The sequence below is a fragment of the Duodenibacillus massiliensis genome, from assembly GCF_900128485.1.
Classification (GTDB): domain Bacteria; phylum Pseudomonadota; class Gammaproteobacteria; order Burkholderiales; family Burkholderiaceae_F; genus Duodenibacillus; species Duodenibacillus massiliensis.
On record NZ_LT635861.1, the window covers coordinates 288,448 to 314,351 of the forward strand.

A 25,904-nucleotide genomic window follows, 5' to 3' on the forward strand; every position below is an offset into this window, starting at 1 on the left:
GCCGCCCGGCTGGGACTGGCCGCCTGCGGCGGTGTTGCGGCTGCCTAAAAGCTGCATGGATTCGGCGATGATGCCCGTGCTCCAGCGCTCGATACCGTCCTTGTCGGTGTAGCGGTTCGTGCGGATGCGACCTTCGATGTAGACGGGGTTGCCCTTTTTGAGGTACTGCTGGGCCACTTCAGCCTGGCGCCCGAAAAGCGTCACGCGGTGCCATTCGGTTTCTTCCTGCAGTGCGCCCTGGCTGTCCTTGTAGCGGCGCGTGGTGGCAAGCGCCAGAGAGCAGATGGGACGGCCGTCGGCGGTCATGCGGGTTTCGGGGTCGCGCCCCAGGTTACCGATCAGAATTACTTTATTAACAGAAGCCATAGCGGCAAAAATCTCGAAAAATCAAAAATCAAATGTTCGTTGCGACGACGATGAGAATCATCAGCGGAGCAAGGATACCCATAAAGAAGCGAATTGTACCGAGCTCAAAAGGCGTTAACGTTCTTACGGTCTAAAGCTGTCTGACGGTGTGCTTTTTCCAGGCAACCCACGCGGCGGCAATCAGAAAGCCCATGGCCGACAAGGGCATCCCGACGTTACTCGTGAGCGCCGCAAACACAAGGCACAGATAGAAGGCAACGGCAAAGAACTGGCCCGCCGGGAGCTGCGCAAAAATTGCGGTCATCGTGACGAAGGTAAGGCCCGAACCGGCGTTGGGGTCAAGGCCGAAGGCAAAGACCGTGGGCATCACCATGAGGCCGCCCAGGAGTGCTGAGAAGATCGCGAGCACCGCAACCCACGCGGTGGATGTGACGAGGTTTGATTTTTCCGAGAGGTAGCCCGCATAGGTCACCATGACGCCGGCGCTGAGCGAGAGCAAACCCATGGCGTTACTGACGACCGCAGAAAAACCTAACGGAAGACGTCTTTCTGCGGTCCGGTGTGGTTTCAGCTGCCTCAGATGTTTGTCGCAACCACGATCACGATCATGAGCGGAGCGAGAATGCCCATGAAGAAGCGGATCGTGTTGAGCTGCAGGGCGCTTAAGGGCTTAACGGTCTGCAGCTGATGCGCGGTGTAGTTTTTCCACGCAACCCAGGCGGCAGCGATCAAAAAGCCCAAGGCCGACAAGGGCATTCCCACGTTACTCGTGAGGTAATCGAGCAGATCAAAGACGGTCTTGCCGAAGATCTTGAAGTCAGCGAGGGCGCCGAAACTTAAGTCGCAGAAAAGGCCCACAATCATTGCAACGATCGTGCCGCCCACCACAATGCTGCGGCGGGTAAAGTGCAGTTCGTTGCTCACGGTGCCCACAACGGCCTCAAGCATCGAAACGGAGCTTGTGAGAGCCGCAAACACCAGGCACAGATAGAAGGCAATGGCAAAGAACTGACCCGCCGGAAGCTGCGCAAAAATTGCGGGCATCGTGACGAAGGTGAGACCGGGGCCCGCGTTGGGGTCAAGCCCGAACGCAAAGACCGTGGGCATTACCATGAGGCCGCCCAAGAGTGCTGAGAAGATCGCGAGCACCGCGACCCACGCGGTGGAAGTCACAAGGTTGGATTTTTCCGAGAGGTAGCAGGCGTAGGTCACCATGGTGCCCGCGCCAAGTGACAGCGAAAAGAACGCAAACCCCATGGCGTTAAAGGCCGAGGACGACGTGAACTGATCCCAGCGCGGCAAAAAGAGATATTCAAGCCCCTTGACGGCACCGGGAAGCGTGAGTCCCCTCACGATGAGAATGAGCATCAGGATAAAAAGCAGCGGCATCAGGACCTTGGAGAGTCGCTCAAGCCCGGTGTTGACGCCGCCCAAAACAACGACAGCGTTTAAAATCAGAAAGACCGCCTGGTAGGCAAAACTCACCGGGCCGTTACTCACAAAGGCACCGAAATGGGAATTTAAAAGTGCGGCATCCTTAATGAGGCCGTTACCGAGCACGGCGTCCACAAGATACTTAAGGCACCAGCCGCCCACGGCCGAGTAAAAGCAGAGGATTGTAAAGCCCGTGAGCATCCCGATAAAGCCGAAAATACCCCACCAGCGGCCCGCGACCTTCTTTAAGGACCCGACGGCGCCTGCGCGTCCCGCGCGGCCCACGGCGTATTCGGCCAGAAGCATCGCCACGCCGATAGTGAGCGTAAAGAGAATGTACGGAATCATGAAGGCGGCGCCGCCGTTACTGCCCGACATATACGGGAACTTCCAGATGGCCCCGAGGCCCACGGCGGAGCCGGCGCTGGCGAGAATAAATCCGAGGCGAGACCCCCAGGATGCTGTTGCTGACATAAAAAACCTCTGTTTTCTTCTTGTCTTTGGTACAGGATTAAAGAACCGGACAAAGCTCAGATGAGGGGAGAGCCGTCCGGTCGGTTTTTGCGATTAAAACGGCACGTCGTCTTCAGAGAGCGATTGCGCCGAAGCCGCGGGCTGAGCGCTTTGCGCGGCAGGTGCGGCGTGCGGCTGAGATGCCGTATGCGACGGAGGCGTTGCGGCATTTCTTGCGCCTAAAAACTGCAGGGATTCGGCAACGATTTCGGTGCTGAAGCGCTCCACACCCTGCTTGTCGGTGTATTTGCGGGTTCTCAGACGCCCTTCAATGTAGACGGGATTACCCTTTTTAAGGTAGGTTTGGGCGACTTCGGCCTGGCGCCCGAAAAGAACGACGCGGTGCCATTCGGTTTCTTCCTGCAGGGCACCCTGGGCATCTTTGTAGCGGCGGGATGTGGCGACTGTGATCGAGCAGATCGCAAGTCCCCCTTCGGCGGTGTAGCGGGTCTCGGGATCACGCCCGAGGTTGCCGATCAGAATGACTTTGTTGACTGATGCCATGGTAAATCGTTCCTAAAAAATATCGTCAGATTTTGATTTCCTCACCGGGTTCGCGGGCCTTCGCCGCAGGGGGCGTCATACCTCGGGCGATGAAAAACCAGACAAGCGTCATCACCAGACAAAACGCATAAACACCCGTGCGGCCGAATGTCTGCGACAGCCATCCGCCCAAGGCGCCTCCGACAAAAAGACCGATGCTCTGCGTGGTGTTGTAAACGCCCAGGGCCAGGCCCTTGGCAGACGCATCAGCGGTTCTTGACACAAAGGAGGGCAGTGTTGCCTCCAGAATGTTAAAGCCGCAGAAAAACGCAAACAACAGCACGCCGATGGCGGCAAGACTATCGTCGGCAGCGGCAAAACCCGCGAAAACACACGCGAGCAGCAAAACGGCTGCGAGAAAAAGCGTTTTCATTTTACCTGCCCGCTCAGCCCTTGAGATAGACGGCATCAACACGCCAAAGCTCAGGATCACGGCGGGCAGATACACCTTCCAGTGCTCAGACACCGGAAGGTCCAGGCGGCTCATCTCCACCGGAATCACGACAAAGACGGCCATCATCGCCATGTGAAGGATAAAAATTCCGGCATTTAACCGCAGCAGATCCGGGTTAAAGACGGTAGCTTTCCAGTCAGAGCCAGTGCCGGCTTCTTTTCTTACGAGAGGCGCATCGGGTACCACGCGGTACGTGACCCAGACGGCGGCAAGCGACAAGACGGCCGTAAGCCAGAAAAGGCCGCTCACGCCGATGTAGTGCGCAAGAACCGGAGAGGCTACAAGCGAAAATGCAAAGGTAAGGCCGATCGAAGAGCCCACAATGGCCATGGCCTTGGTGAGCACCCGGTCACGGACCGAGTCGGAAATCATGGCGGTGACGGCGGCTGAGACCGCTCCCATCCCCTGCAGCGCCCGGCCGGCCATCACGGTCCAGATGTCGCTGCCCAGGGCGGCAAGGATGCTACCTGCGGCAAAAATCAGAAGCCCCGCGGCGATCACGGGTTTTCGCCCCCAGCGGTCGCTTGCCGCCCCGAAGGGAATCTGCAGAATCCCCTGAGTGAGCCCGTAAATACCGAGCGTGAGTCCCACGGCAAAGGCGCTTTCCCCGCCGGGCAGGTGCCGTGCATAAACGGCAAAGACCGGAAGAATCAGGAAAAGCCCGAGCATTCTCAGGGCAAAAATTGAGCCCAGCGACAGGGCGGAACGGCGTTCAACGGGGGTAAAGCGACGGGGATCAGCGGGCAAGGTCATCTTAAGACGGTCCTTCTGGCACGTCTGTCTGAATGGCTGACGTGTGTTTTTTCGTTGTGCGGGCTATATTAGTAGGTTCTTTCTTTCTGAGCCTTAAGAGAAAGCTTCTGACCGCTTTTTTCGTTCCGGCACTGTGAAACGCTATGGCAAACGACTGGATCCGTATCCGCGGCGCACGCACGCACAACCTGAAAAATGTGAACGTCGATATTCCCCGCAACAAGCTCACGGTAATCACGGGGCTTTCGGGGTCCGGCAAAAGTTCGCTTGCCTTCGATACCCTTTACGCCGAAGGCCAGAGGCGCTACGCCGAAAGTGTGAGCTCCTACGCACGGCGCTTTATGGACGTTCTGGATAAGCCCGACGTTGATAGCATCGAGGGGCTCTCCCCTTCGATTTCCATTGAACAGCACACGGGAACGCTCGGTTCACGCTCCACGGTCGCAACCGTTACGGAAGCAGCCGACTATCTGAGGCTTTTGTTTGCCCGCGCAGGGCGCCCGTACTGCCCCGAGCACCATGTGCCGTTGTCGCGCTGCGGCATTCATGATATGGTGGACGCCGCGTTAAAGCTTCCCGAAGGGACGAAAGTCATGATTCTGGCGCCCGTTTCCCGCGACACGCGCCTAGTGGTGGGGCAGGCGGCAGCGGAAATGAGCCGCCGGGGCTTTGTGCGCGTAAGGCTTGACGGAGTAGTGACCGCGACCGAAGAGCTTTTAGGCGACAAAACCGACGGCGTTCACACGCTTGAAGCCGTCGTCGACCGCCTCAAAATCAGCGATCAGTCACGCTCGCGCCTTGCCGAAAGCTTTGAGGCGGCGGTGCGGTTAAGTGACGGCCAAGCCCTTCTTGCGCCGATGGAAGGCAACTTCCCGGAGCAAAGCTTTTCCACCCGCTACGGCTGCCCGGTGTGCGGCTACAGTGCCGCAGAACCCACGCCCCCGATGTTTTCCTTTAATAACGCGCTCGGGGCCTGCCCCAAGTGTGAGGGCACCGGGCGCGTGGATCAGTTTGATCCGCACCTTGTGGTCCGCGATCCGGAGCTCTCCTTGGGCGAAGGCGCCGTGTGCGGATGGTCTCCGAAAAGCCGCGCCAACTGGCAGATTCTGGAGCGCCTTGCCGACAAAATGGGCTTTAACCTCGCGGCGCCCTGGAAAAAACTCTCGCCCGAGGTGCAGCACTTCATTTTGTACGGTGACGGCAGGGAAGGCGGTTTTACGGGCGTGATCGGCGCGTTGGACCACGACTGGGAGCGTAAAAGAAGTGAAGCTGCCCGCGTGGGGCTGAAACAAATGCGCACCGTGTCGGTGTGCCCGGAGTGCGGGGGAGCCCGCTACAGGAAAGAAGTGCTGGACGTTTATCTCGGTGAAGGTGACACGCGCGTCAATATTGCCGAACTCACGGCCATGAGTCTAACGGACGCACGCGACACACTCAGAGAGCTCACCTTTTCGCCCGAGCGCAAGGCCGTCGCAGAGGGGCCCGTTGCCGAACTTTTAAAGCGCCTCGCGTTTCTCTGTGACGTGGGCCTGGGGTATCTGACGTTAAACCGTGAGGCTTCCACCCTTTCAGGGGGCGAAATGCAGCGTATCCGTCTTGCCGGTCAGATCGGTTCGGGCCTCACAGGCGTTACGTATGTGCTGGATGAACCCACGATCGGGCTGCATCAGAGAGACAACGAAAAACTGATTGCCATGATGAAGCGGCTCTCTGAAGCCGGCAACACCGTGGTAGCGGTTGAACACGACATCGATGTAATCCGCGCCGCCGACTACATCGTGGATATCGGGCCGGGCGCCGGCGAACACGGCGGCGAAGTGATCGCGCAGGGGACGCCCGCAGAGGTGGCTCAAAACCCCGCCTCCAAAACCGGCGCCTACCTCTCGGGGCGCGCCCGCGTGGAAGACGACGGCAAGGGGCGTCCGAAAGAAATGACTCAGTTTCTGACACTGGAAGGCGCGCGTGGGCACAACCTCAAAAACCTCACCTGTCACTTCCCGGTGGGGGCGGTGACGGTGGTGACCGGGGTGTCGGGCTCAGGGAAGTCAACGCTTGTGAACGACACGCTGGGCGCCGCGCTCAGACGGCACTTTAACCACACGAAAGAGCGGCCGCTTGAATACGACCGCATCGACGGGCTGGATCTCATTGACAAGGTGATCGACGTGGATCAGAGCCCGATCGGAAAGACGCCGCGCTCCAACCCCGCAACCTACACGGGGCTTTTCACGAGTATCCGCGATATCTTTGCGCAGACGCCTGCGGCGATTGAACGCGGCTACGACTCAGGGCGTTTTTCCTTTAATACGCCGGGCGGGCGCTGCGAAGCCTGTGAGGGCGACGGCGTCATCAAAATTGAGATGGGATTTCTGCCGCCCGTTTACGTCACCTGCAGCACCTGTCAGGGACGGCGCTACAACCGCGAAACGCTGGAAGTAAAGTACAAGGGGAAAAACATCTGTGACGTGCTCAATATGACGGCTTCGGAGGCGGCGGACTTTTTCTCGGCCTTTCCGGCGGTTTCAAGAAAATTGAGAACGCTTGAAGAAGTGGGCCTCGGCTACATCCGCCTGGGGCAAAGCGCGGTGACTTTCTCAGGCGGTGAAGCCCAGCGCATCAAGATTGCCGAAGAACTTTCAAGGCGCGATACGGGAAGCACGCTCTACATTTTGGACGAACCCACCACGGGGCTGCACTTTGATGACGTGGCGGCCTTAATGAAGGTGCTTCGCAAACTCACGGCGCTCGGCAACACGGTGATTGTCATTGAACACAATCTGGACGTGATCCGCCTTGCCGACTGGATCGTGGATATCGGCCCGGACGGAGGCGCCAGGGGAGGGGAACTCGTTGTCGAAGGCCCGGCAGACGTGATTGCCGCGTGCCCTGCAAGCCTTACCGGAAAGTATCTGAGGGAAGAACTTGCACGCACCGGTGTAAAGCCCGCCAAAAAGAGTGCGTCCCGCAAAAAGGCGGCGGCATGACGGTCCTGGTCTTGGGCGCGGGAGGCCAGATCGGAAAAAGCCTCATGCAGCGTGTGCCGCCGGGCGTGAAGGCCGTGGGTCTCACGCACGCGGCGCTTGATCTTACGGACGAAAGCGCTCTTTGGTCGGCACTTGAGTCGTACAGTCCTGAAGCAGTCATTAACGCCGCGGCATACACGGCGGTGGATCGGGCGGAAACAGAATCCGCGGCCGCCTTTGCCGTCAATGCCCGGGCGCCGGAGCTCATCGCGCACTGGTGCCGCATGCGGGTCGTGCCCTTCATTCATTTCGGCACCGACTACGTTTTTGATGGCACAAAAAACGGGGCCTATACGGAAGCCGATCCCGTTTCGCCCGTTAACGTCTACGGCCGCAGTAAAGCCGAAGGCGAAGCGGCCGTCATCCGTGAAGGCGGCGCCGTACTGCGCGTGGGCTGGGTGCACGCAAGTACCGTGAGGGGCTTTGTCCCCTGGGTTGTGAAAGGCCTTTTGGCCGGAGGTGACCTGCGTGTCGCCGGTGATCAGAAGGGGGCTCCCACCGCAGCCCGCACGGCAGCGGAAATTGCCTGGCAGGTGCTTTCCGCCGTCGGGCAGAACCGGGCGGCAGGCGGCCTTTATCACGCAGCGTCCTCAGGCGTTACAACGCGCTTTGAGGCAGCCTGCTTTATCCGGGACTGCCTCACGCAGGAAGGCTTGGCCGTGCGGGGAAAACTGACTGAGGTAAAAACAAAGGACATTGCCTTTGCGGCCGCCAGGCCCTTAAATTGTGTCCTCGCAACAGATCGCCTTCACCGCGTCTTCGGCATTGAGGCAGGGCCCTGGCAGACAGGGCTCTCGCAGACCGTGAGAAGAATCCTCTCAGAAATCTCCGTGCGGTAAAAAACGGCCGAACGTAAAGTCCGGCCGTTTGCTCAGGTGCGTGTTTTAGAGCGGTGCCTGGAGGCTACTCAGAATCCCCGGCGCAATGAGGATGCAAAGCAGCGGAATCAGGATGATTGCGACGATGTTAAGCCAGATACCCGCGCGGATCATTTCGCCGATCCGGATTTTGCCTGTGCCGAAGACCATGGCGTTCGGAGGCGTACCCACCGGCATCATGAACGCGCAGGAGGCGCCGAACGTGGTGCAGAGAAGCAGCGTCTCAGGATTGATCTTTAGCGACTCAGAAATCGCGGCCACAAGCGGCATCATCGTGGCGGCGAGCGCCGTGTTGGAGGTAAATTCCGAAGCCATGACGGCAATGGCTGTCACGCCCGTCGTGATCCCCCAGTCCGGAAGGCCCGAAAGCCCCATGGCGGCAGAGCCTACGACCTGTGCGGCACCGGTACTCTGAATGGCTGCAGCCATCGAGAGACCGCCCCCGAAGAGAAGCAGCACGTCCCAGCTGATCGCTTCCGAAGCGCTTGACCAGTCAAGCGCGTGGATGCCTTTTTTGTAGTCAACAGGAATAATGAAGAGGATGATGCCCGCGCCCATGGCAATCACGGCGTCGCTCATGGGCTTAAGAGGCTTCATGCCGCCGATTTCAAGGGCTCTCAGGTAGGGCCCGAACACCCAGAGAAGCGCCGCGCAGACAAAGACCGTGAGGACGATCTTTTCGCCGCGGGAGAGTTTGCCGAGCGAAGCAAGTTCCGCCGACACCCATTGGCGCCCACCTTCGATCGCATCAATCTGCTGACGGAAGAGAAACTTCGTCATGATGATGTACGTGGCGGCCAGAAGCCCGATGCCCACGGGCAGCGAAATCTTGAGCCACTCAAGAAAGCTCACCTGTTCGTTGTAGGTCTGTTCCACAAACCGCACGAAGATGCCGTTCGGAGGCGTACCGATCAGGGTGATCATACCGCCGAGGCTGGCGCCGTAAGCAATGGACAGCAAAAGGCAGACATTAAAGTTGTGTTCCCGCACATCGGGCGCATCGAGCTTACTTTTGCGGCGCACCACACCCATGATGGCAATGGCAATCGGCAGCATCATGGCGGCGGTGGCGGTGTTGCTCACCCAAGCCGACAGAAACGCCGTTGCCAGCATCACGCCTAGAATGATCTGCTGCGGGCGCGTGCCCACGATGCGGATCGTGAGAAGCGCAATGCGGCGGTCAAGACCCCAGCGGGCAATACCTGCGGCAATCAGAAAGCCGCCCATAAAGAGGTAGATCGTGCTGTTGGCGTAGTTCTTCAGCGCTTCAGCGGGCGTGGTGATCCCGAAAAGCGGAAAGATCACGATGGGCAGAAGCGCTGTGACGGCAATCGGCACGGCTTCGGTAAACCACCAGATGCCCATCCAGAGCACGACGGAAGCACAGGCGCGGCCCGCATGGGAAAACTGTGCGGTCTCGCCCGCGGGCGTCGTGTACGTTTCCGGCAGGATGAAGTAAAAGGCGAGCGCCAGTAGCGGGCCCAGAATGAGGGGTATGAGCTTGGTCTTGTTGCTTAACGCACCAATCTCAATGCTCGATTCGTGTTGGGACATTTTATTTGTCTCCCCGTGGTGGAGCAGGCGACGCAAGGGTTTGCCTGCTGCGGTTATCGGTTCAGCCCCGTCCGGTTTTTATTTTTGTAAACGAGACCTCTCACTTTTGATACTAGTCAAGCTTTTAGGGTGAGACAACCCCGGGATATCCGTAGATACCCTTAAAAATAAACCGCCGCTTTTCGTTTGAGAGTCAATCTCAATGAAGTAGCGGCGGATTTCCCGTAGGCAAAACGGGAGGGATCAGACGTCGGGAGCGTCGGCAACGGCCGCCAAAACCGCAAGAAGCACAAAGATGGCGGCAGCGATCCGGCGCATCCACTTCATGGAGAGTTTCTCGGAGAGTTTGCTGCCGATAAAGACCGCGGGGACGTCCGCAAGCAGCATGCCGAGCGTGGTGCCGGTAACGACGGAAATCACGCTCGTGGCGTAGCTTGCACCCAGGGCCACTGTGGCAATCTGCGTTTTATCCCCCATTTCCGCAAGGAAAAAGAGTACGCACGTCGTACCGAACACGCCGAAGCGGTTGTGTGCAAAGACGCAGGAATCTTCTTCCATTTTGTCGGGAATGAGAATCCAGACGGCCATTGCGAGAAAGGCCGCCACCAGGATCCAGTGCAGAACCTCCGGATCGATGAAGGAGGCAACGGAGGCGCCTAAAAGTCCGGCTATGGCATGGTTGGCGACGGTAGCGGCGAGTATGCCCAGACAGATGGGCATCGGCGCACGAAAGCGCGCCGCAAGGAAAAACGCAAGCAGCTGCGTTTTATCCCCGATTTCAGCGGCCGTGACGACAGCCGTGGAGATGCCGATAAGCTGAAGTGATTCAAACATGGGTTCAGGCGAAGTTGACGGGACAAAACACGTACGAAGGACGGACCGGATGTCAACTTCTTCGGGTTAGAGAAGCCGGGCAGTCTTTCGCAGGTCTTGCTGTCGGACGGAGTTTTGTTTCGGGACTCTCCTGTCGTAGTCTGCACCACAAAGGCCGGGCTTTTGTTCGTCCGGTCTCTGAGTCTGTTGATGCAGACGCTGTTTGCTTCGGAACCGCGCCGCAAAACGCGTTCCCGGAAGTTTTCAGCCAACTACTCCCCTGAAAAGGAGGCGGCATCTTATCAAAGGCAGATACAAAAAAGGCGCCGGACTTAACCGACGCCTTTGGGTAACCTTAAGCTGATAGTTTCAGCAAAGGATTACTTGGCAAACCAGTTGTTCTGGGGCACGTAGCGGACAGCGGCCTGGTCGCTTTCAACGAGCTGCTTGCCGTTCATGTAGAAGGTCGTGGCAGTGAAGGCACCGCAGACGATCATGAGAAGGGCAACCACGAGCATCGTCGTACGGAAGCCGTGAGCGCGGCCCTTGATGACGTCCCACTTAACACCGAGACGGTACAGACCGATCATGCCGTGCAGTTCCGTGGCAACGAGGAAGATGAACGTCCAAATGAGACCCATGTGATAGGTGTGAACGGAGGAGAGGTTGGGGTCGATTTCAGACGGAGCCGTGAGCATGCCCATCACGTGCGGGAAGACCGTGGCGGTGAGGATGATGGCGGTCACGAACTGGATGACCCACAGACGCGTATCCGTGTGATGCACAAACTTGTTGTGTGCGAAGATGTCGCGCAGCTGCTTATAAGAGGTCGGGAAGCGGCGCAGGGCGCACAGAGCGTGGATGATGACGAGCACCGTGATCACAGCCACGAAGATGAAGTGAGCCCAAACCTGTTCATGCCCGAAGATCGGGGTAAGGCCGGAGCACTGGATGAGGTTCCAGAAGAGGTCCTTGCCGAATTGAATGGAGCTCGTAAAGGCCATGTGGCAGAAGAGGAACAGACCGAGCAGCAGGCCCGTAACGGACTGAGCCACGTCAAAGTAGGCCGTCCACTTGCTTGCGCGCTTGGCGTCCTTGAGCGTAACACCGGCGATCACTTCGTCCGAAGTCGGCGTATGAGCGAACTTGATTTGTTCAGGAGTCGTCATGACTGATTTCCTTTGTTTGAGATTGGGGTCCCGGACGCACTGAAAACTCACCGCGCACCGGTCGTCTTTCTTGTTGAGCGAATCATGCTCCCTTAAGGAAATTTAAGGATTGATTTTTGTCAATATTCGTTACTGAAAACGAAAGGAAATCGAAGAATTTTTCGAATAAATTACGTGTTAACCCTGAATAACGAATGAAGTATCACTCTTAAATAAAGGGTTAACCCGTAATTTTTGAAAAAATTAACCGTGGCGGAATTCACGTTCGCCGACGGTGTGCATCACATCAATGAGACTTTGGGCGGCTTTGCTGAGATAGGTGTCCTTGCGCCGGGCCGCGACGACCTGACGCGGGGGAACGAGCGGCGCAATTTCAAAAAAGCGCACGGGCTGAGCGGTGGGGCAGCGCCGGGCGAGTGTTTCGGTGACAAAGGTGGCACCGAGTCCGGCGCTTGCGAGCATCAGCGCCGCAATCGGGGATTCACTCTCAAGCACAATGCGCGGGGAAACCGAGCAGCGCGAGGAGAGGTTCCAGAAAAGCCGGTGAAATTTCTGGCCGCGCCGCAAGGTGATGAAGGGTTCCGCATCAAGCCGCGAGAAATCGAGCTTGTCAAATTCGGCCTTGGTTTCAGGGACGGACTTTGCCAGAGCACTGTCCGCTGCCGTGGCGATGAGGATTTTCTCGTCGTAAAGCGCTGTGTAGGTGAGTTCGTTGTTGAGAACCGGCGCAAGCACAATGGAGACGTCGGTTGTGCCGTCGGCGGCACAGGTCTCGAGTGCGTCGTTGGTGGCTTCCACCAGCGTAATGTCAATGGCGGGGAAAAGGCTTCTGAACCGAGGCAGCACCAGCGGCAGAAAGTAGCTTGAGCGGTACTGGGAGACTCCGAGCCTCACGTGCCCGCGGATGCCGGCGCCGATATCGGCGATCTCTTTGGTTCTGAGGTCCCGGAGCTGCTCAATGCGCCGCTCGGTCTGCAGAAAACAGTCCCCGGCGGCCGTAAGCCTTAAAGGGCGGCTCGTGCGGTCAATGAGTTCGGTGCCGGCTTCGGCTTCCAGGCGCTGAATGAACTGTGACAGCGACGGCTGCGAAATATCGAGGTAGCGCGCAGCCTGCGAAAAACTCCCCTGTGACACCAGGGCTGAGAGGTAGCGGTAGGTATGGTCTGCCATCGTCCGGATTCTCAGCGTTGCTGTTCTTGTGCCGGCTCTTTTTCAGCTGTTCCGGTGTTGCCCGGCAACTCTTTTACCGGTGTCTTTTCAACGGCCATGATGGGTTTGGCCGGTTCCTTTTCGCGGTGACCGAGAAAACCGAAGAAGCCGCCCTTAGCCTTTTTCTCAGTGGGAGCCGCGGGTTTAAATTCCACGCCGTTTTTCTCGGCGACCGCGTCGATTTTGACGTCAAGCGCGGCAAGCGTTGACTGCAGCGCTGCAATCTGCGTGAGAAGCTTTTCGCGGAAGGCGTCCCGGTCCTTTATTTTCTGCGCTTCAGTGTCCGCAAACTTCTGTTCCAGTGCGGCAAGTTCTTCGTGAAAGGCTTTCTTACTTTCTTCAAAGCGGGACTTTTCGGCGCTGTCGGCAAGCCCGCGGCTTGAATCGGCTTCTTTGTAGGCCTTGCGGATTTCAAGCAGGGTGGCTGCCTGCTGCAGCAGCGCCCAGATGATGCCCGCAATCCAAAGCACGCCCAAAACCAGCAGGAGAATGAGGCCGAGCGGCGCTTCCGTGTCGGTGTACAGGAGATTCACCGGGACCGGCGCCGTGATGCCCGGCCAGTTGAGAATCAGAAAGACCGCGGCAACAATGCAGAGAAAAACAAGAACAACGGTTCGAATCGGCATGACGGCAAACCTCCGCGCCAGTAAGGTTGGTTTGCCTTTCATTATAGGTGGCGGGCTATGGAAAAATGTCTTGCCGCAGGAAATCGTTACAGACTCCGGCAGTTTTCCGGAGTCTGTGCCTCTTAACCTTCAGTGGTCATGGAGTTCGAGGTTTTCTTCACGATCCAGAGCGCTGCGACGAGAATCAGAATCGCCAGGGCTGTAAAGAGCATGTATTCGGGCGAAATGTGCTTATAGTCCACCACGAGGTAGCGCGACACCGCAACGATTGCCAGAGCAATCGGCGTGTGAATCGGAATTTCGCGGGTGCCGAAGCAGGCCCCTTTAACCATCGAAATCACGGCGATGTAAAGAAAGAGCATCAAGAGGTCGCCCAGACTGATGTTGCGCGAGAGACTCATCTCCCAGATGGACTGCGCGATGCCGGCGACGGCCGCAAGTGCGATCGCAACAAGCGCCACAGCCTGCGCATAGGTGAGCCACTTATTGAAAATGATGCCCGGACCCTCAAGAAAGTGAGGCGAGTTGGGGTTTTCGGGCGTTTTGTCGGATTCAGACATGTTTGAATAAAACCGTGGGACTTAACGGAAAAAGTCGTGCGATCTTAGGGGAAAACGGCGTGAAACACATGTCTTTTTTGCAAGCGGTTGCAAGATTTCATGAGGCTTAAGAATTTGCCTGACACGAGTATCATTACCAGCAGTCTGCAACCGATCTTGGGAATAAATTTATATGAAAACCGACGCCCGTTTCCCGCGACTTCATATCGTTGATCATCCGCTGATTCAGCACAAACTCACCATCATGCGTCAGAAAGAGACGAGTACCAACGTGTTTCGTCAGCTGCTGCATGAAATCACCGTGCTGATGGGCTACGAACTCACGCGTGATCTGCCGCTTTCGCACCGTCATATTGAAACCCCGATCGGACCGATGCAGGCGCCGACTCTTGCCGGCAAAAAGCAGGTGATCGTGCCGGTGCTGCGTGCCGGGCTCGGAATGAGTGACGGCCTTCTGCAGCTCATGCCTTCGGCGCGTGTGGGGCATATCGGCATGTACCGCGATGAAAACCACCGGCCGGTGGAGTACCTCGTGCGGCTTCCTGACGTCACCGACCGCCTCTTTATCATCTGTGATCCGATGATGGCGACCGGCTACTCGGCCGTGCATGCCGCAGATGTTCTGAAAAAACGCGGTGTGGCGGGAAATTCCATCCGCTTCCTTGCGCTTGTGGCAGCTCCCGAAGGCGTTGAGGTGTTCCAGAAGAACCACCCCGATATTGATGTGTATGTCGCTTCGCTTGATGAAAAACTCAATGAAAAGGCCTACATCGTGCCGGGCCTGGGCGACGCCGGTGACCGGCTCTTCGGCACCAAATAAACGGTAATGACGCCAAAACGGGCTGCCTTTTTGAAGCAGCCCGTCTTTTTTAATCCTTGGGGTAAACCGTTACTCAGCCAGCCAGTTTCTGAGTTTCTCTTTGCCGGCCTTGTAGCCTTCCTTCGTTTTTTCCTTGGCGGCGGCCCACCCTTCGGCAGACAACTCTTTGGTTTTATCCCAGCTGTCGGAAGTGATGTCCTTGGCCTTGTCCCAGCCTTCAGACGCGGACTTTTTTGCGTCAGACCACGCGTCAGAGGCTTTGTCAGCGGACTTCTCCCGTGTTTCAGCGGTGGCGTCCTTGGCCTTTTCCCAGGTGTCTGCAGCCGCTTCTTTGGTGGCCTGCCAGCTCTTTTTCAGATCATCGGTAAACGACGACTGGGCGCTCACGGAGCTGACGGCCAAAAGGGCCGTTACGGCGGTAAGAACGGCTGCAGTTTTTTTCATGAGAAGATGCCTTAATTTTTGTGGTAGGACGTGACGAGTTCCACCTCGTTTTTCGCTCCGAGAAATACTGCCACACGCTGGTGTAATTTTTCCGGGGCAATTGAAAGAATGCGTTGCCGTCCGTCAGTCGAGGCGCCGCCCGACTGCTCAATGAGCCAGCTCATGGGATTGGCTTCGTACATAAGGCGCAGTTTCCCGGGCTTGGCCGGATCGCGGTCGTCCCTCGGATACATAAAGATACCGCCGCGGGAAAGAATGCGGTGCACTTCGGCGACCATCGCCGCCACCCAGCGCATGTTGAAGTCCTTGCCGCGCACGCCCGTTGTGCCCTGCAGCAGTTCAGCGACATAGCGCTTCACCGGTTCCTGCCAGTGGCGCATGTTGGACATGTTGATGGCAAATTCCTTGGTGTCGGCAGCGAGCGTCACAACCGGGGTCGTGAGGATAAAGTCGCCGCTGTCGGGATCAAGCGTAAACATCGCCACGCCCCGGCCAACGGTAAAGACAAGCTGCGTCTGCGGGCCGTAGATCACGTAGCCGGCGGCCAGCTGATTGTCGCCTGACTGCAGAAAATCATCATCGGTGATGTCGCGGGAAGCGCCCTTCGGACTCGGCAGCACCGAGAAAATCGTGCCGATCGAGACATTGATGTCGATGTTGCTTGAGCCGTCCAGGGGGTCAAAGCAGATGAGGTAGGGACCAACGGGCTTATCGGCCGGAACCAAGAGGGCGTGATCCATTTCTTCGCTAGCCATGGCGCTCACGGCTCCCGTGGCAATGCAGCCTTCCACCATCAGGCGGTTACTGATGACGTCAAGCTTTTTCTGATCCTCACCCTGAATGTTTTCGGTACCGGCCATGCCGAGAACGCCGGCAAGCGCGCCGCGGCTTACTTCGTAACTGATTTCCTTACTCGTTTCAGCCACTCCGGTGATAAGGTCGGCAAGTTTCTGCGGCAGGCCGTTTTTTGTGACTTCCGCTTCAAGGTAATGCTTCAGTGTTGTGTGCGTCATAACTAAAAATTCCTGATAAACGGTTAACGGCAGTTCAACGCCTTGTCGACGACTTCACGCACGCCCGAAGAAAGCGTGGTGTTTTGGGCGACCTCAGTAAGCGCCGCATGCATGAGTTTGGCGCGTGCCGGGTCAAACCGGCGCCAGTTGTCAAGAGCTCTTGCAAGGCGCGCGGCCACATGGGTATTAATTTTGTCCACGGCCTGCACGGTCTCCGCCCAGAAGCGGTAGCCCGAGCCGTCGGCACGGTGAAATTCGCCCGGATTGCGGGTAAAGAAGGCGTTTACAAGGGCGTAGACGTTGTTCGGATTTTTAATGGAAAAGACCTTGCTTGCCATCAGAGCCCGCACGCGGTCCACGACCGGGCATTCGTTGGCGCGCGCAACGGCCGTTGCCTGCACCGTAAACCACTTGTTCATCAGCAGCGGTTCGCTTACCCAGAGGCGTGCGGCGGCATCGAGCACGTCGACCTTTGCGGGGCTTTGGCTGTTGACAACCATCTGCAGCGCTGCGAGCCGGTCGGTGAGGTTGTCGCTGTTGTCAAACTGATCGCGTGCGGTTAAAAGCGCCTTGGCGCTGCCGCCCGCAAGCCAATAGTCAAGCGCCGTGTTTTTAAGTGCCCGCTTTCCGGCCTCAACCGCGTCGGGCGAATAGTCCGCCGCGGAGAAGTTCTTCAAAACGGTGGAAGAGAAGTCCTGGCTTAAGTGGCGTCCGAAAAAGGCCTGCGCGGAAAGCCAGGCCGTGCGCACGGCGTCCGGGTTAATCATGGCGCGCGTCATCGCAACCGTCATTTCGTCGGGCAGCTGCAGTGCTGCTGCCCTGAAGGCGGGCGAGAGACCATCGTCGTTAAGCACTGAGCGGAAGGTCGTTGACCAGGCGTCGTTCACTTCAGGCTCTTCGCCTGCCTCCACCATGTCGATCATGGTGTTTAAGCCGTCAACAGCCAGGCGCTGCATCGCTTCATAGCGGTTGAAGGGATCGCTGTCGTGGCAGGCCAGAAACGCGAGTTCTTCGCGGCTGTAGGGGTAGTCAAAGATCACAGGCGCGGAAAAGCCGCGGCCCAGAGAAAGCACGGGATTACATTCCACGTTTTTAAAGACCCACTCGTCGCTTTCGTCTTCAAGTATCAGGGTGCGCGTGGTCTGCGGTACGGCTGCTTCGTTGTCATCGGCGAGCTTCAGCGTCATGTCGCGGCCTTCGGTGTCGAGCAGCCCCACGGAAATCGGAATGACGAGCGGCGCCTTTTCCTTCTGGTCTGCCGTCGCCGGCGTTGCCTGCGAGGCTCTGAGCGTTAAGGTCTGATGAACTTCGTCGTAGCTTGTTTCCACCGACACGCGGGGGGTGCCTGACTGCGACCACCAGAGCGCAAAGTGTCCGAGATCGCGGTTGTTGGCTTCCGCCATCGCGGCAATGAAGTCATCGCACGTCACGGCGTTGCCGTCATGCAGCATGATGTAGCGGTCAAGCCCCTTGCGGAAACCGTCTTTACCGAGCATGGTCTGCAGCATGCGGATTACTTCCGCGCCCTTTTCATACACGGTCATCGTGTAGAAATTGTTGATCTCGCGGTAGCTGTCCGGACGGATCGGATGCGACATGGGGCCCGCGTCTTCCGGGAACTGCGCGGTTCTTAAGGCCTTCACGTCTTTGATGCGCTTGATGGCACGGGACGTGCTGTCCGGGGCCATGTCCATCGAGAACTCCTGGTCACGGAATACCGTGAGGCCTTCCTTTAAGGTGAGCTGGAACCAGTCTCTGAGCGTGACGCGGTCACCGGTCCAGTTATGGAAATACTCGTGCCCCACCACGGACTCAACGGCGGCGTAGTCGGCGTCCGTTGCAATGTCGGGCGTTGCCATCACGTAGCGGGAATTAAAGATGTTGAGGCCCTTATTTTCCATGGCGCCGAAGTTAAAGTCATCGGTTGCCACGATCATGAAGCGGTCAAGATCAAGTTCCAGACCCCAGCGCTCCTCATCCCAGAAAATGGCCTTTTTCAGACACTGCAGCGCCCAGGCGCTCTTGTCGAAATTCTTCTCTTCGGTCCAGACCTGCAGCAGGCACTCGTGCCCGTTTTTAAGCGTGATTTTGTCGCCGCGCACGGAAAAGCGGCCGGCCACCAGGGCAAAGAGGTAGCAGGGCTTTTTAAAGGGATCTTCCCAGCGCGCCCAGTGGCGCCCTTCGCTTTCATCGCCGCTAGCCACAAGGTTGCCGTTGGAAAGAAGCACCGGGTAGGCGGACTTGTCCGCGTGCATTGTCACCGTAAAGCGGCTCATCACGTCGGGGCGGTCGGGCCAGTAGGTGATCGCCCGGAACCCCTCGGCCTCGCACTGGCTCATAAAGGACCCCGCCGACATGTAGATGCCCGAGAGATCCGTGTTTTCGGCCGGGCTGAAGCGGGTTACGATCGTGATGTCGGTCTGGTGGCTTACGCCGTAGACCGTGAGCGAGTCTTCGGTGAGGCTGTATTCGTTGTCCTTGGCCTCACGGTCATTGATTCTGAGGCTTTCAAACGTGAGGTTGTGCCCGTTTAAGACGAGGTCATCGGTTTCGGCATCGCGCTTGGGTGTGACCTTCATGCGGCTTGTGACAAGCGTGCTCTGCGGGTCGAGAACAAAGTCAAGCTCCACCGAGTCAATCGAGTGGGTGTAGGGCTTGTAGTCCTTTCGGAAAATGGTACGGGGGGAATCAGTCACTTTGAAAAATTCCGAAGCTCAAAGTCTGAGCGTTAAAAAACAAAGGTTGCCGGGCATTCTAGCGCCGGCATCGGGGTTTTCGGCGCAGTGTGCGGACACAATTTTCAGACAAAGAAAAAGCCCGGGAAATTCTCTCCGGGCTTTATGCCTGATCAGCTGATTACAGACCGATTAATTGGCGCTTTCCTTGGCGGCAGCTGCGGGTTTGGCCTCAGCCTTGTCGATCGCCTCGTAGTCGTGGCCGGCGGTCTTGTGGCATTCGATGCAGTCGGCTTCCGGCGTATCGGCCATCATCTTGTGCATCGGAGCAACCATGGGCTTGGCGGGGTTGACCTTAAAGTTATTGAGGTCATGGCAGCCGCGGCAGTTCTGGAAGCCCGTGGAGCGGGCCCACTTCAGATACTTCTCGGAAAGTTCATTCTGCATGGCCTTCTGCTTTTCCGGCGTGCTCATCGTGCCGCGGATTTCACCCCAAAGGGAAGAAGAACCGCTCATTGCCTTGTGCCAGAGCAGACCAACGACCTGAGCCTGAGAGATGGACTTTTCGGATTCATACTTCAGATGGCAGTCAACGCAACCCACTTCAACGCCGACGTTGGTCTTGCCGTGCAGACCGTGCTGGTAAGCGGCATAGACGCGGTCCATGGAGTGGCAGAACGTGCCGCAGAACTGCGTGGAACCGGACCAGTGAACAACAGCCGTACCGGCGGAAACAAGGGCAACGCCCACAACGATACCGACCAGGACGAGGCCGCTGGCGAACCATTTGCTGTTTTTGTTAAAGCTCATTTTTCAACTCCTGAGCCATCCGCGGTACAAGACCGGAGGGGCTTATTTTTGTTTTTTCAGTGTGTGCGGCACGCCGTCTCTGAGGGGCGGGACGCAAAATTTTACGCGGCGCTGGTTCCGAGGACTGCGCCCGAATTTGTCTGCGGTGCACCCGGGCATCCACGGGGCAAATATTAAGTGGATCTGAAAATGAAGGGCCGTTCAGGGTTTTGACATTGATCAACGGCTTGAATCTTTGTATCCGAAGTTTACAGATCTGATAGAAGCGCCTTAAGTGAAAAGCCCGATCACAACACTCTGCGGTGAGATATAGGCCTCAGCGGTATCCCCGACACGTAAGCCGTGACGGGGGCGAGAAAACCCCACAAGGGCCATACCGCCCGCAAGTCTCAGGGTCACTTCGCCGCCTCGGTCGGCGCGCGACGTTCTCACAACAGTCCCCCTGAGAATGTTGCCGTAATCCTGCTGCACGGCCTGCTGCGCGATTTCAACGGCCGTGGCTTTCGTCAGAGCGAGCACTTTTGTGCCGACGTCAAGCCCCATTAACTGGGCGCTTTCCTGCGTAAGCGTTGCCTTGAGGCTGTTTTCCTCGTCAATTTTCAGATGCACGCGCACCTGCGCGGCCCCGCGCGAAATCCGGGTGATGACGGCGGGAAGGTGGTTGCGCATCGAGGTGCGCAGCGTGGAAGCCGAGAGGTTGGCAAGTTCCGGGACAAACTCGGACTCAAACTGCGCAAGCACCGCGGCGCGTGCTTCCGCAAGGCGCGAGGCGAGTTTGAGAACCTGTTCTCCGACGGGGGTGAGCCGTGTGCCGCCGCCTTTGCTGCCGCCCACCACTTTTTCCACAAGCGGGCTGCCCGCGAGGTTTGAGAGCGTTTCAATGGCCTGCCAGGCGGCTTTATAGGAGACCCCGGCCGTGCGGGCGGCCTCTGAAATTGAGCCCGTCTCCCCGATGCGTCTGAGGATGTCGTAGCGCTTATCGACCATGCTGCTTAACTGGCGCGTGAGCGCAATGGGGTCGGCAAGCCGCGTCTTGAGCGGAGTCTGAGCCGCGCTTTCCTGAACCGTTTTTTCCTCAGCCATGAATCGCCCCGGGTAAAAGTGTCTGCCGAATGTCCGGCAAGTATTGCACGGGATAAAACGTTTTGCGACATCAGAAGAGGTATTCGTGATTCATTTTATGAATAACGTGCTATTCTCCCGAAACCGGCGGACGCGGCGCCTTGTTTTTGTGCCGGAGGCGGCCCGAGAACAGATTTTTTTCCAAGGGGAATAAAAAAATGACGAACCGTTTTGTGAAGGCAGCCGTTGCCGCTGTCTTTTGTGCCGCAGCTGCGGCGTCTTTTGCCGATGAAATTCACGTGGCGGTGGCCGCCAACTTCACGGCGCCGGCCAAAGAACTCGCGCCTGTTTTTGAAGCGAAGACCGGCCACAAGGTCATTCTGAGTTTTGGTTCGACCGGCATGTTCTACGGCCAGATCAAAAACGGTGCGACCTATGACGTTTTGCTGGCTGCTGACGCCAAGACGCCGAAAAAGGCCGTGACCGAAGGCTACGGTGTCGCAAGTTCCGTCTTTACCTACGCCGTGGGTAAGCTCGTCTTTTGGTCTTCGGACGCGGGCAAAATCAAGGACGGTGCGAAGCTTTTGGAAACGGCTGACTTCAATAAGTGTGCCGTGGCCCACCCAAAGCTCGCTCCGTACGGCCTCGCTGCTTATGAGACTTTGAAGCACATGAAGGTTTTTGAGAAGGTGCAGCCTAAGTTTGTCGAGGGCGACAACATCGGCAAGACCTTCCAGTTTGTGAAGACCGGCAACGCCGATGTGGGCTTTGTGGCCTTAAGTCAGGTCTATAAGAACGGCAAGATGACTTCCGGCTCGGGCTGGGTGATTCCGGCTGACTACTACGGTAAGATCCGCCAGGATGCGGTGCTTCTTAAAAACGGCAAGTCTCTGAAGGCTGCGGCAGAGTTTCTGCAGTTCTTAAAGGGCGGGGAAGCCGCCAAGGTGAAGACTGCCTACGGTTACGGCACAAACTGATTCATTAATGGCGGTGAGCAACAGACAGGAGACGGGAAGTGCCGGACGATATCTCTCTGGAACCTGTGTGGTTAAGCCTTGAGCTTGCCGCCGTCACGACTGTTGTCCTTCTGATCCTCGCTGCGCCCCTGGCGTGGTGGCTGGCACGCACCAAAAGCGCGTGGCGGGCGCCGGTGGGGGCGGTGGTCACGCTTCCGCTGGTGCTGCCGCCTTCGGTGCTCGGGTTTTATATCCTGGTGGCGCTTGGCCCGCACGGCCCCCTGGGGCAGCTTACGCAGTCAATGGGGCTGGGGCTTCTTACCTTTACCTTTCCGGGCCTGGTGATCGGGTCACTCATTTACTCGCTGCCTTTTGCGGTGCAGCCCCTGCAGGCAGCGTTTGAAGCGCTCGGTGAGCGCCCCGCGGAAGTGGCCGCAACGCTTGGAGCCAAACCGATTGACGCCTTTTTTTCCGTGGTGCTTCCGCTGGTGCGCCCCGGCATATTCACGGCTCTGGTGCTCACCTTTGCCCATACGATCGGTGAGTTCGGTGTGGTGCTCATGATCGGCGGCAATATCCCCGGCAAAACCCAGGTTGTTTCCACCGAGATCTACACCTTTGTCGAAGCGATGGAATACGATAAGGCCCACTGGCTTGCGGGCGGCATGCTCGTCTTTTCCTTTGCGGTGCTTCTGGCACTTTCATTTCTTAACCGGCGTGCCAAGGCGGTGAGCGTATGACGGGACACGCGCAACTGAAACTCACCCGCACGGCCGGGTTTTCGCTTGACGTTGCCTTTGACATTCCGGAGGACGGCGTCACCGCCCTTTTCGGACCCTCGGGCTGCGGCAAGACGACGGTGCTGCGCTGCATCGCGGGCCTTGAGAAAGCCCGGGGGCGCGTCGTTGTGGCAGGCCGCGTCTGGCAGGACGATGCGGCCGGTATTTTTGTGCCGACCTATGCGCGGCGGCTCGGGTACGTCTTTCAGGAAGCCAGCCTTTTTGATCACTTAAACGTCCGGCAGAACCTTGAGTACGGGATGAAGCGCATCCGTGATGCGGACGCGGCCGAGCGCCTGGCGCATGCCGTGGAGCTTTTGGGAATCGGACATCTGCTTGAGCGCCGGACCAACGAACTTTCGGGCGGCGAGCGTCAGCGCTGCGCCATTGCCCGAAGTCTTGCCGTCAAACCCACGATTCTTCTGATGGATGAGCCTCTGGCGAGTCTTGACAACGCCAGGCGCCGCGAAATTCTCCCGTGGCTTGAAAAGCTCAGAAAGGAGCTCAGCATTCCGATTCTTTACGTGACGCACTCCGAAGAGGAGGTTGAGCGTCTGGCCGACCGTGTGGTGATGCTGAGTCAGGGCAGAAAAACGACCGAAGGACCGGTAAAGGACGTCTTTGCCTCGCGCCGTACCGTCGGAACGCTTTCGGCCGTTGTCGTTGAAGTTGATCCGGATTCTTCACGCATGAAGATAAGGCTTCCTGAAATGGGTGAGAAGGAGATCTGGATAGCGGCCACCGGAGCAAAACCGGGCGACGTGCTGAGTCTGGATCTCTCCGCCGCCGGAGGTTAGGACCACAGTCTTTTCCTCAGGCCGGCCCGCGCATTAAAATCAACAGGATTATCTGAGTTTTTTCACCTCGGAAAAAACGCGCCGGCACCGGCCTTACGGCCGGGCGCCGACGTCAGAAATTTTTTAAACGACAGCAGCCATGACGATCCGACACTTTCTCAAGCTTTCCGACTTTACCGCTGACGAACTCAACCACATGCTTGACCGCGCGCTTGCGATCAAGGCACTGCAGAAAGCGGGCATCCCCTACGAACCTTTCCGCGGCAAAGTGCTCGCGATGATCTTTGAAAAGGCAAGCACCCGCACGCGTGTTTCCTTTGAAGCGGGTTTTTATCAGTTCGGCGGCAACGTCATCAATCTGACGTCTCAGGGCTCGCAGCTCGGGCGCTCGGAATCCATCGAAGACACGGCGCGCGTCATCAGCCGCATGGTCGATCTGGTGATGATCCGCACCTTCGGGCAGGACCGCCTGGAAGCGTTTGCAAAAAACAGCAAGGTGCCGGTGATTAACGGCCTTACCAATGAATATCACCCTGTGCAGATCATGACCGACATCATGACCTTCATGGAGCACCGCGGTTCGATTCAGGGTAAAAAGGTTGCCTGGATCGGGGACGCGAACAACATGAGCTACTCCTGGCTTGAAGCGGCAAAAATCCTGGGATTTCATATGACGCTTGCGATCCCCGAGGGCTATCCGATTGACACCAAACTCATCCCCGCGGGGACCGATTACTACACGGTGACGCGTGATCCGGTTGAAGCCGCCAAGGGCGCCGATCTTGTCACCACGGACGTCTGGACCTCGATGGGCTTTGAAGAAGAAAACGCCAAGCGCCGCAAGGACTTTGCTGACTTCCAGGTCAACGACCGTGTGATGAAGGCCGCCAACCCCGGCGCGCTTTTCATGCACTGCCTGCCCGCGCACCGCGGTGAAGAAGTCACGGCTGACGTGATCGACGGACCCCAGTCCGTGGTGTGGGATGAGGCCGAAAACCGTCTGCACGCGCAAAAAGGCATCATGGAATACTGCCTTCTGGGCCGCGTCGGCTAAACAGCTGTGGCAGAACGCAGTTTTCCCAAGACAAGCCGCAGGCCGCGGCCGGTGAACCGGGGCTTCGTGAAAAGCCACGGTAAGCCCGCTTTCGGAGGAGCGCCCTTTGCCGGGCGCCGCCCCGAAAAGGCGCCGACAGCGGCCGCGCCGGCTGATCCCGACGCACCGCAGCGGCTCAGTAAGCGCATGAGTGAACTCGGCCTTTCAAGCCGTCGGGAGGCCGATGCCTGGATTGCCGCGGGCTGGGTGAAGGTTAACGGCGTTACCGCTGAGCTCGGTCAAAAGGTGACGCGTGAGGACGTGATCACCATTGACCGCCGGGCAAGTGCCGAGCAGGGTGAGCGCGTCACGATTCTCATCAATAAACCCGTGGGATACGTGAGCGGCCAGGCTGAAGACGGCTATGAGCCCGCAAAAGTTCTCGTGACGCCGGAAAATCACTGGGCCAAAGACACGAGTCCGAGGCGCTGGTCGCGCGCGCAGCTCGCGCATCTGGTGCCAGCAGGGCGCCTCGATATCGACTCCATGGGGCTGTTGGTCCTCACGCAGGACGGGCGCGTTGCCAAAACCATCATCGGTGAAACGAGTGACGTCGACAAAGAGTACATCGTGCGTGTGGGTAACGCCGACGGCACGGTGCCGCTGCGGCTTTCGGACAAAAACCTTGCGCTTTTAAATCACGGCCTGTCGCTTGACGGCGTGGCGCTTTTGCCCGCAAAGGTGACGCGGCTTAACGCCGATGAGCTGCAGTTTGTGCTCCGTGAAGGCAAAAAGCGTCAGATTCGCCGTATGTGTGAGGCTGTGGGGCTTAAAGTGCTGCGGCTTAAACGCGTGCGTATCGGCCGCGTGCGGTTGGGAGACCTTCCTTTGGGTGCGTGGCGCTACTTAGGCGAAAACGAGGCCTTTTAGGCGGCCGCTGCCGGCTTAAAATCCTCCGGCTTTTCGGGCGGGCAATTGAGTGCCGCCCGTTGTGGAACATGAGCTATGACTGAGCAGACAATGCAGAGCGCGCAGGACGGCGACGAAGAGGAAGTAAAGCTTCCCGGGCTGCCTGCAAACACCAAAAACTACATGACGCCCGCCTGCTACCGCAGGCTTTTGGACGAGCGTGAACACCTTGTGAACGTCGAACGTCCTCAGGTTGTGAGCGTTGTGAGCTGGGCCGCCAGTAACGGTGACCGCAGTGAAAACGGCGACTATCAGTACGGTAAGCGCCGTCTGCGCGAAATTGACCGCCGCATCCGCTTTTTAAATAAGCGCGTGGAGTCTGCTGAAGTCGTGGCTCCGGAAACGCGTCCCGCGACCGATCAGGTCTTTTTCGGTGCTACGGTCACGTATGAAAACCTCACGACCGGAGAAGAGCACACGATCCGCATTGTGGGGATTGATGAAGCTGATCCCGATCACGGGGACGTGAGCTGGATCAGTCCGATTGCCCGCGTGTTTCTCAAAAAGCGTGAGGGTGATGAAGTGCGGCTTCCGACGCCTGCGACAATCGATCATCCGGCGCGTGTTGAAGAGCTTGAGATCGTTGAGGTGCGCTATACGGCCGAGCAGCCGTACTGATTCACGCAATACGCTTCAAAAAAGAGGCCGGTT

General features: G+C 57.9%; 25 protein-coding genes. 9 read left to right on the forward strand and 16 right to left on the reverse strand.

The annotated features are described in order from the left end of the window. From BQ7486_RS08775 to BQ7486_RS08795, 5 genes are all read right to left on the reverse strand, one after another. Positions 1 to 366 (reverse strand): single-stranded DNA-binding protein (locus BQ7486_RS08775; protein WP_074009745.1); only part of this gene is annotated, 366 nt, incomplete at its 3' end. A 130-nt stretch (positions 367 to 496) separates the two neighbouring features. Next, the gene (locus BQ7486_RS08780) at positions 497 to 871 is read right to left on the reverse strand and encodes an SLC5/6 family protein (RefSeq protein WP_074009746.1); all 375 of its coding nucleotides are present in this window, start codon (positions 869 to 871) and stop codon (positions 497 to 499) included. A 71-nt stretch (positions 872 to 942) separates the two neighbouring features. Continuing rightward, positions 943 to 2,274: a sodium-dependent transporter gene (locus tag BQ7486_RS08785; protein ID WP_074009747.1), complete on the reverse strand. Its 1,332-nt coding sequence runs from the start codon at positions 2,272 to 2,274 to the stop codon at positions 943 to 945. A 93-nt stretch (positions 2,275 to 2,367) separates the two neighbouring features. Then, on the reverse strand, positions 2,368 to 2,817 hold the full coding sequence (locus BQ7486_RS08790) for a single-stranded DNA-binding protein (RefSeq protein WP_022372637.1): 450 nt from the start codon (positions 2,815 to 2,817) through the stop codon (positions 2,368 to 2,370). Between the two features lie 25 nt (positions 2,818 to 2,842). Next, on the reverse strand, positions 2,843 to 4,063 hold the full coding sequence (locus BQ7486_RS08795) for an MFS transporter (RefSeq protein ID WP_074009748.1): 1,221 nt from the start codon (positions 4,061 to 4,063) through the stop codon (positions 2,843 to 2,845). 143 nt (positions 4,064 to 4,206) lie between these two features. On the opposite strand from BQ7486_RS08795, the gene uvrA reads away from it, so the two are divergent. Together uvrA and rfbD are read left to right on the forward strand one after the other, a co-directional pair. Next, positions 4,207 to 7,047 (forward strand): excinuclease ABC subunit UvrA, encoded by a 2,841-nt coding sequence (gene uvrA, locus BQ7486_RS08800; RefSeq protein ID WP_074009749.1) that lies wholly within the window; start codon positions 4,207 to 4,209, stop codon positions 7,045 to 7,047. Further along, positions 7,044 to 7,925 (forward strand): dTDP-4-dehydrorhamnose reductase, encoded by an 882-nt coding sequence (gene rfbD, locus BQ7486_RS08805; protein WP_074009750.1) that lies wholly within the window; start codon positions 7,044 to 7,046, stop codon positions 7,923 to 7,925. Before uvrA ends, rfbD begins: the two co-directional genes overlap by 4 nt. Before the next feature lie 45 nt (positions 7,926 to 7,970). On the opposite strand, the gene BQ7486_RS08810 is transcribed toward rfbD, so the two are convergent. The 6 genes from BQ7486_RS08810 to BQ7486_RS08835 all read right to left on the reverse strand — a co-directional run bounded on the left by BQ7486_RS08810 (position 7,971) and on the right by BQ7486_RS08835 (position 13,895). Beyond that, a complete protein-coding gene (locus BQ7486_RS08810; RefSeq protein WP_074009751.1) occupies positions 7,971 to 9,518 on the reverse strand; it encodes an SLC13 family permease in 1,548 nt (515 codons plus the stop codon). Between the two features lie 243 nt (positions 9,519 to 9,761). Continuing rightward, the gene (locus BQ7486_RS08815; RefSeq protein ID WP_074009752.1) at positions 9,762 to 10,352 is read right to left on the reverse strand and encodes a TMEM165/GDT1 family protein; all 591 of its coding nucleotides are present in this window, start codon (positions 10,350 to 10,352) and stop codon (positions 9,762 to 9,764) included. A 359-nt stretch (positions 10,353 to 10,711) separates the two neighbouring features. Further along, positions 10,712 to 11,500, reverse strand: coding sequence for a succinate dehydrogenase/fumarate reductase transmembrane subunit (locus BQ7486_RS08820; protein WP_074009753.1), 789 nt, complete (start codon positions 11,498 to 11,500; stop codon positions 10,712 to 10,714). A gap of 243 nt (positions 11,501 to 11,743) precedes the next feature. Then, positions 11,744 to 12,670 carry a LysR family transcriptional regulator gene (locus BQ7486_RS08825; protein WP_022372644.1) on the reverse strand — a complete coding sequence of 309 codons (927 nt, stop codon included), beginning with the start codon at positions 12,668 to 12,670 and terminating at the stop codon, positions 11,744 to 11,746. 11 nt (positions 12,671 to 12,681) lie between these two features. Next, positions 12,682 to 13,335, reverse strand: a complete 654-nt coding sequence (locus tag BQ7486_RS08830) for a MerR family transcriptional regulator (RefSeq protein WP_162272258.1) — start codon at positions 13,333 to 13,335, stop codon at positions 12,682 to 12,684. A 122-nt stretch (positions 13,336 to 13,457) separates the two neighbouring features. Next, positions 13,458 to 13,895 carry a phosphate-starvation-inducible PsiE family protein gene (locus tag BQ7486_RS08835; protein WP_084765863.1) on the reverse strand — a complete coding sequence of 146 codons (438 nt, stop codon included), beginning with the start codon at positions 13,893 to 13,895 and terminating at the stop codon, positions 13,458 to 13,460. A gap of 172 nt (positions 13,896 to 14,067) precedes the next feature. On the opposite strand from BQ7486_RS08835, the gene upp reads away from it, so the two are divergent. Further along, positions 14,068 to 14,715 carry a uracil phosphoribosyltransferase gene (gene upp / locus BQ7486_RS08840; RefSeq protein WP_022372647.1) on the forward strand — a complete coding sequence of 216 codons (648 nt, stop codon included), beginning with the start codon at positions 14,068 to 14,070 and terminating at the stop codon, positions 14,713 to 14,715. Positions 14,716 to 14,784: 69 nt separating this feature from the next. Here upp and BQ7486_RS08845 read toward each other — a convergent pair whose 3' ends face one another. From BQ7486_RS08845 to BQ7486_RS08865, 5 genes are all read right to left on the reverse strand, one after another. Further along, the gene (locus BQ7486_RS08845; protein ID WP_022372648.1) at positions 14,785 to 15,159 is read right to left on the reverse strand and encodes a hypothetical protein; all 375 of its coding nucleotides are present in this window, start codon (positions 15,157 to 15,159) and stop codon (positions 14,785 to 14,787) included. An 11-nt stretch (positions 15,160 to 15,170) separates the two neighbouring features. Beyond that, the gene (locus tag BQ7486_RS08850; RefSeq protein WP_022373228.1) at positions 15,171 to 16,172 is read right to left on the reverse strand and encodes a class 1 fructose-bisphosphatase; all 1,002 of its coding nucleotides are present in this window, start codon (positions 16,170 to 16,172) and stop codon (positions 15,171 to 15,173) included. A gap of 23 nt (positions 16,173 to 16,195) precedes the next feature. Further along, positions 16,196 to 18,868, reverse strand: coding sequence for an aminopeptidase N (gene pepN / locus BQ7486_RS08855; RefSeq protein WP_074009755.1), 2,673 nt, complete (start codon positions 18,866 to 18,868; stop codon positions 16,196 to 16,198). A 171-nt stretch (positions 18,869 to 19,039) separates the two neighbouring features. After that, positions 19,040 to 19,657, reverse strand: coding sequence for a cytochrome c3 family protein (locus BQ7486_RS08860; protein ID WP_074009756.1), 618 nt, complete (start codon positions 19,655 to 19,657; stop codon positions 19,040 to 19,042). Between the two features lie 270 nt (positions 19,658 to 19,927). Further along, the gene (locus BQ7486_RS08865) at positions 19,928 to 20,740 is read right to left on the reverse strand and encodes a TOBE domain-containing protein (protein WP_074009757.1); all 813 of its coding nucleotides are present in this window, start codon (positions 20,738 to 20,740) and stop codon (positions 19,928 to 19,930) included. 197 nt (positions 20,741 to 20,937) lie between these two features. Between BQ7486_RS08865 and modA the strand changes: the two genes are divergently transcribed. The 6 genes from modA to greB all read left to right on the forward strand — a co-directional run bounded on the left by modA (position 20,938) and on the right by greB (position 25,871). Next, entirely contained in the window at positions 20,938 to 21,696 is a 759-nt protein-coding gene (gene modA, locus BQ7486_RS08870) for a molybdate ABC transporter substrate-binding protein (RefSeq protein ID WP_022373224.1), read from the forward strand. A gap of 38 nt (positions 21,697 to 21,734) precedes the next feature. Continuing rightward, the gene (gene modB / locus BQ7486_RS08875) at positions 21,735 to 22,415 is read left to right on the forward strand and encodes a molybdate ABC transporter permease subunit (protein ID WP_022373223.1); all 681 of its coding nucleotides are present in this window, start codon (positions 21,735 to 21,737) and stop codon (positions 22,413 to 22,415) included. After that, the gene (gene modC, locus BQ7486_RS08880) at positions 22,412 to 23,251 is read left to right on the forward strand and encodes a molybdenum ABC transporter ATP-binding protein (RefSeq protein ID WP_074009758.1); all 840 of its coding nucleotides are present in this window, start codon (positions 22,412 to 22,414) and stop codon (positions 23,249 to 23,251) included. Before modB ends, modC begins: the two co-directional genes overlap by 4 nt. A gap of 139 nt (positions 23,252 to 23,390) precedes the next feature. Continuing rightward, positions 23,391 to 24,305, forward strand: a complete 915-nt coding sequence (gene argF, locus BQ7486_RS08885) for an ornithine carbamoyltransferase (protein WP_074009759.1) — start codon at positions 23,391 to 23,393, stop codon at positions 24,303 to 24,305. Between the two features lie 186 nt (positions 24,306 to 24,491). After that, complete coding sequence (locus BQ7486_RS08890; RefSeq protein ID WP_084765957.1) at positions 24,492 to 25,214, forward strand: pseudouridine synthase; 723 nt, start codon at positions 24,492 to 24,494, stop codon at positions 25,212 to 25,214. 75 nt (positions 25,215 to 25,289) lie between these two features. Continuing rightward, entirely contained in the window at positions 25,290 to 25,871 is a 582-nt protein-coding gene (gene greB / locus BQ7486_RS08895) for a transcription elongation factor GreB (protein WP_074009760.1), read from the forward strand. The last annotated feature ends 33 nt before the right edge of the window (positions 25,872 to 25,904 follow it).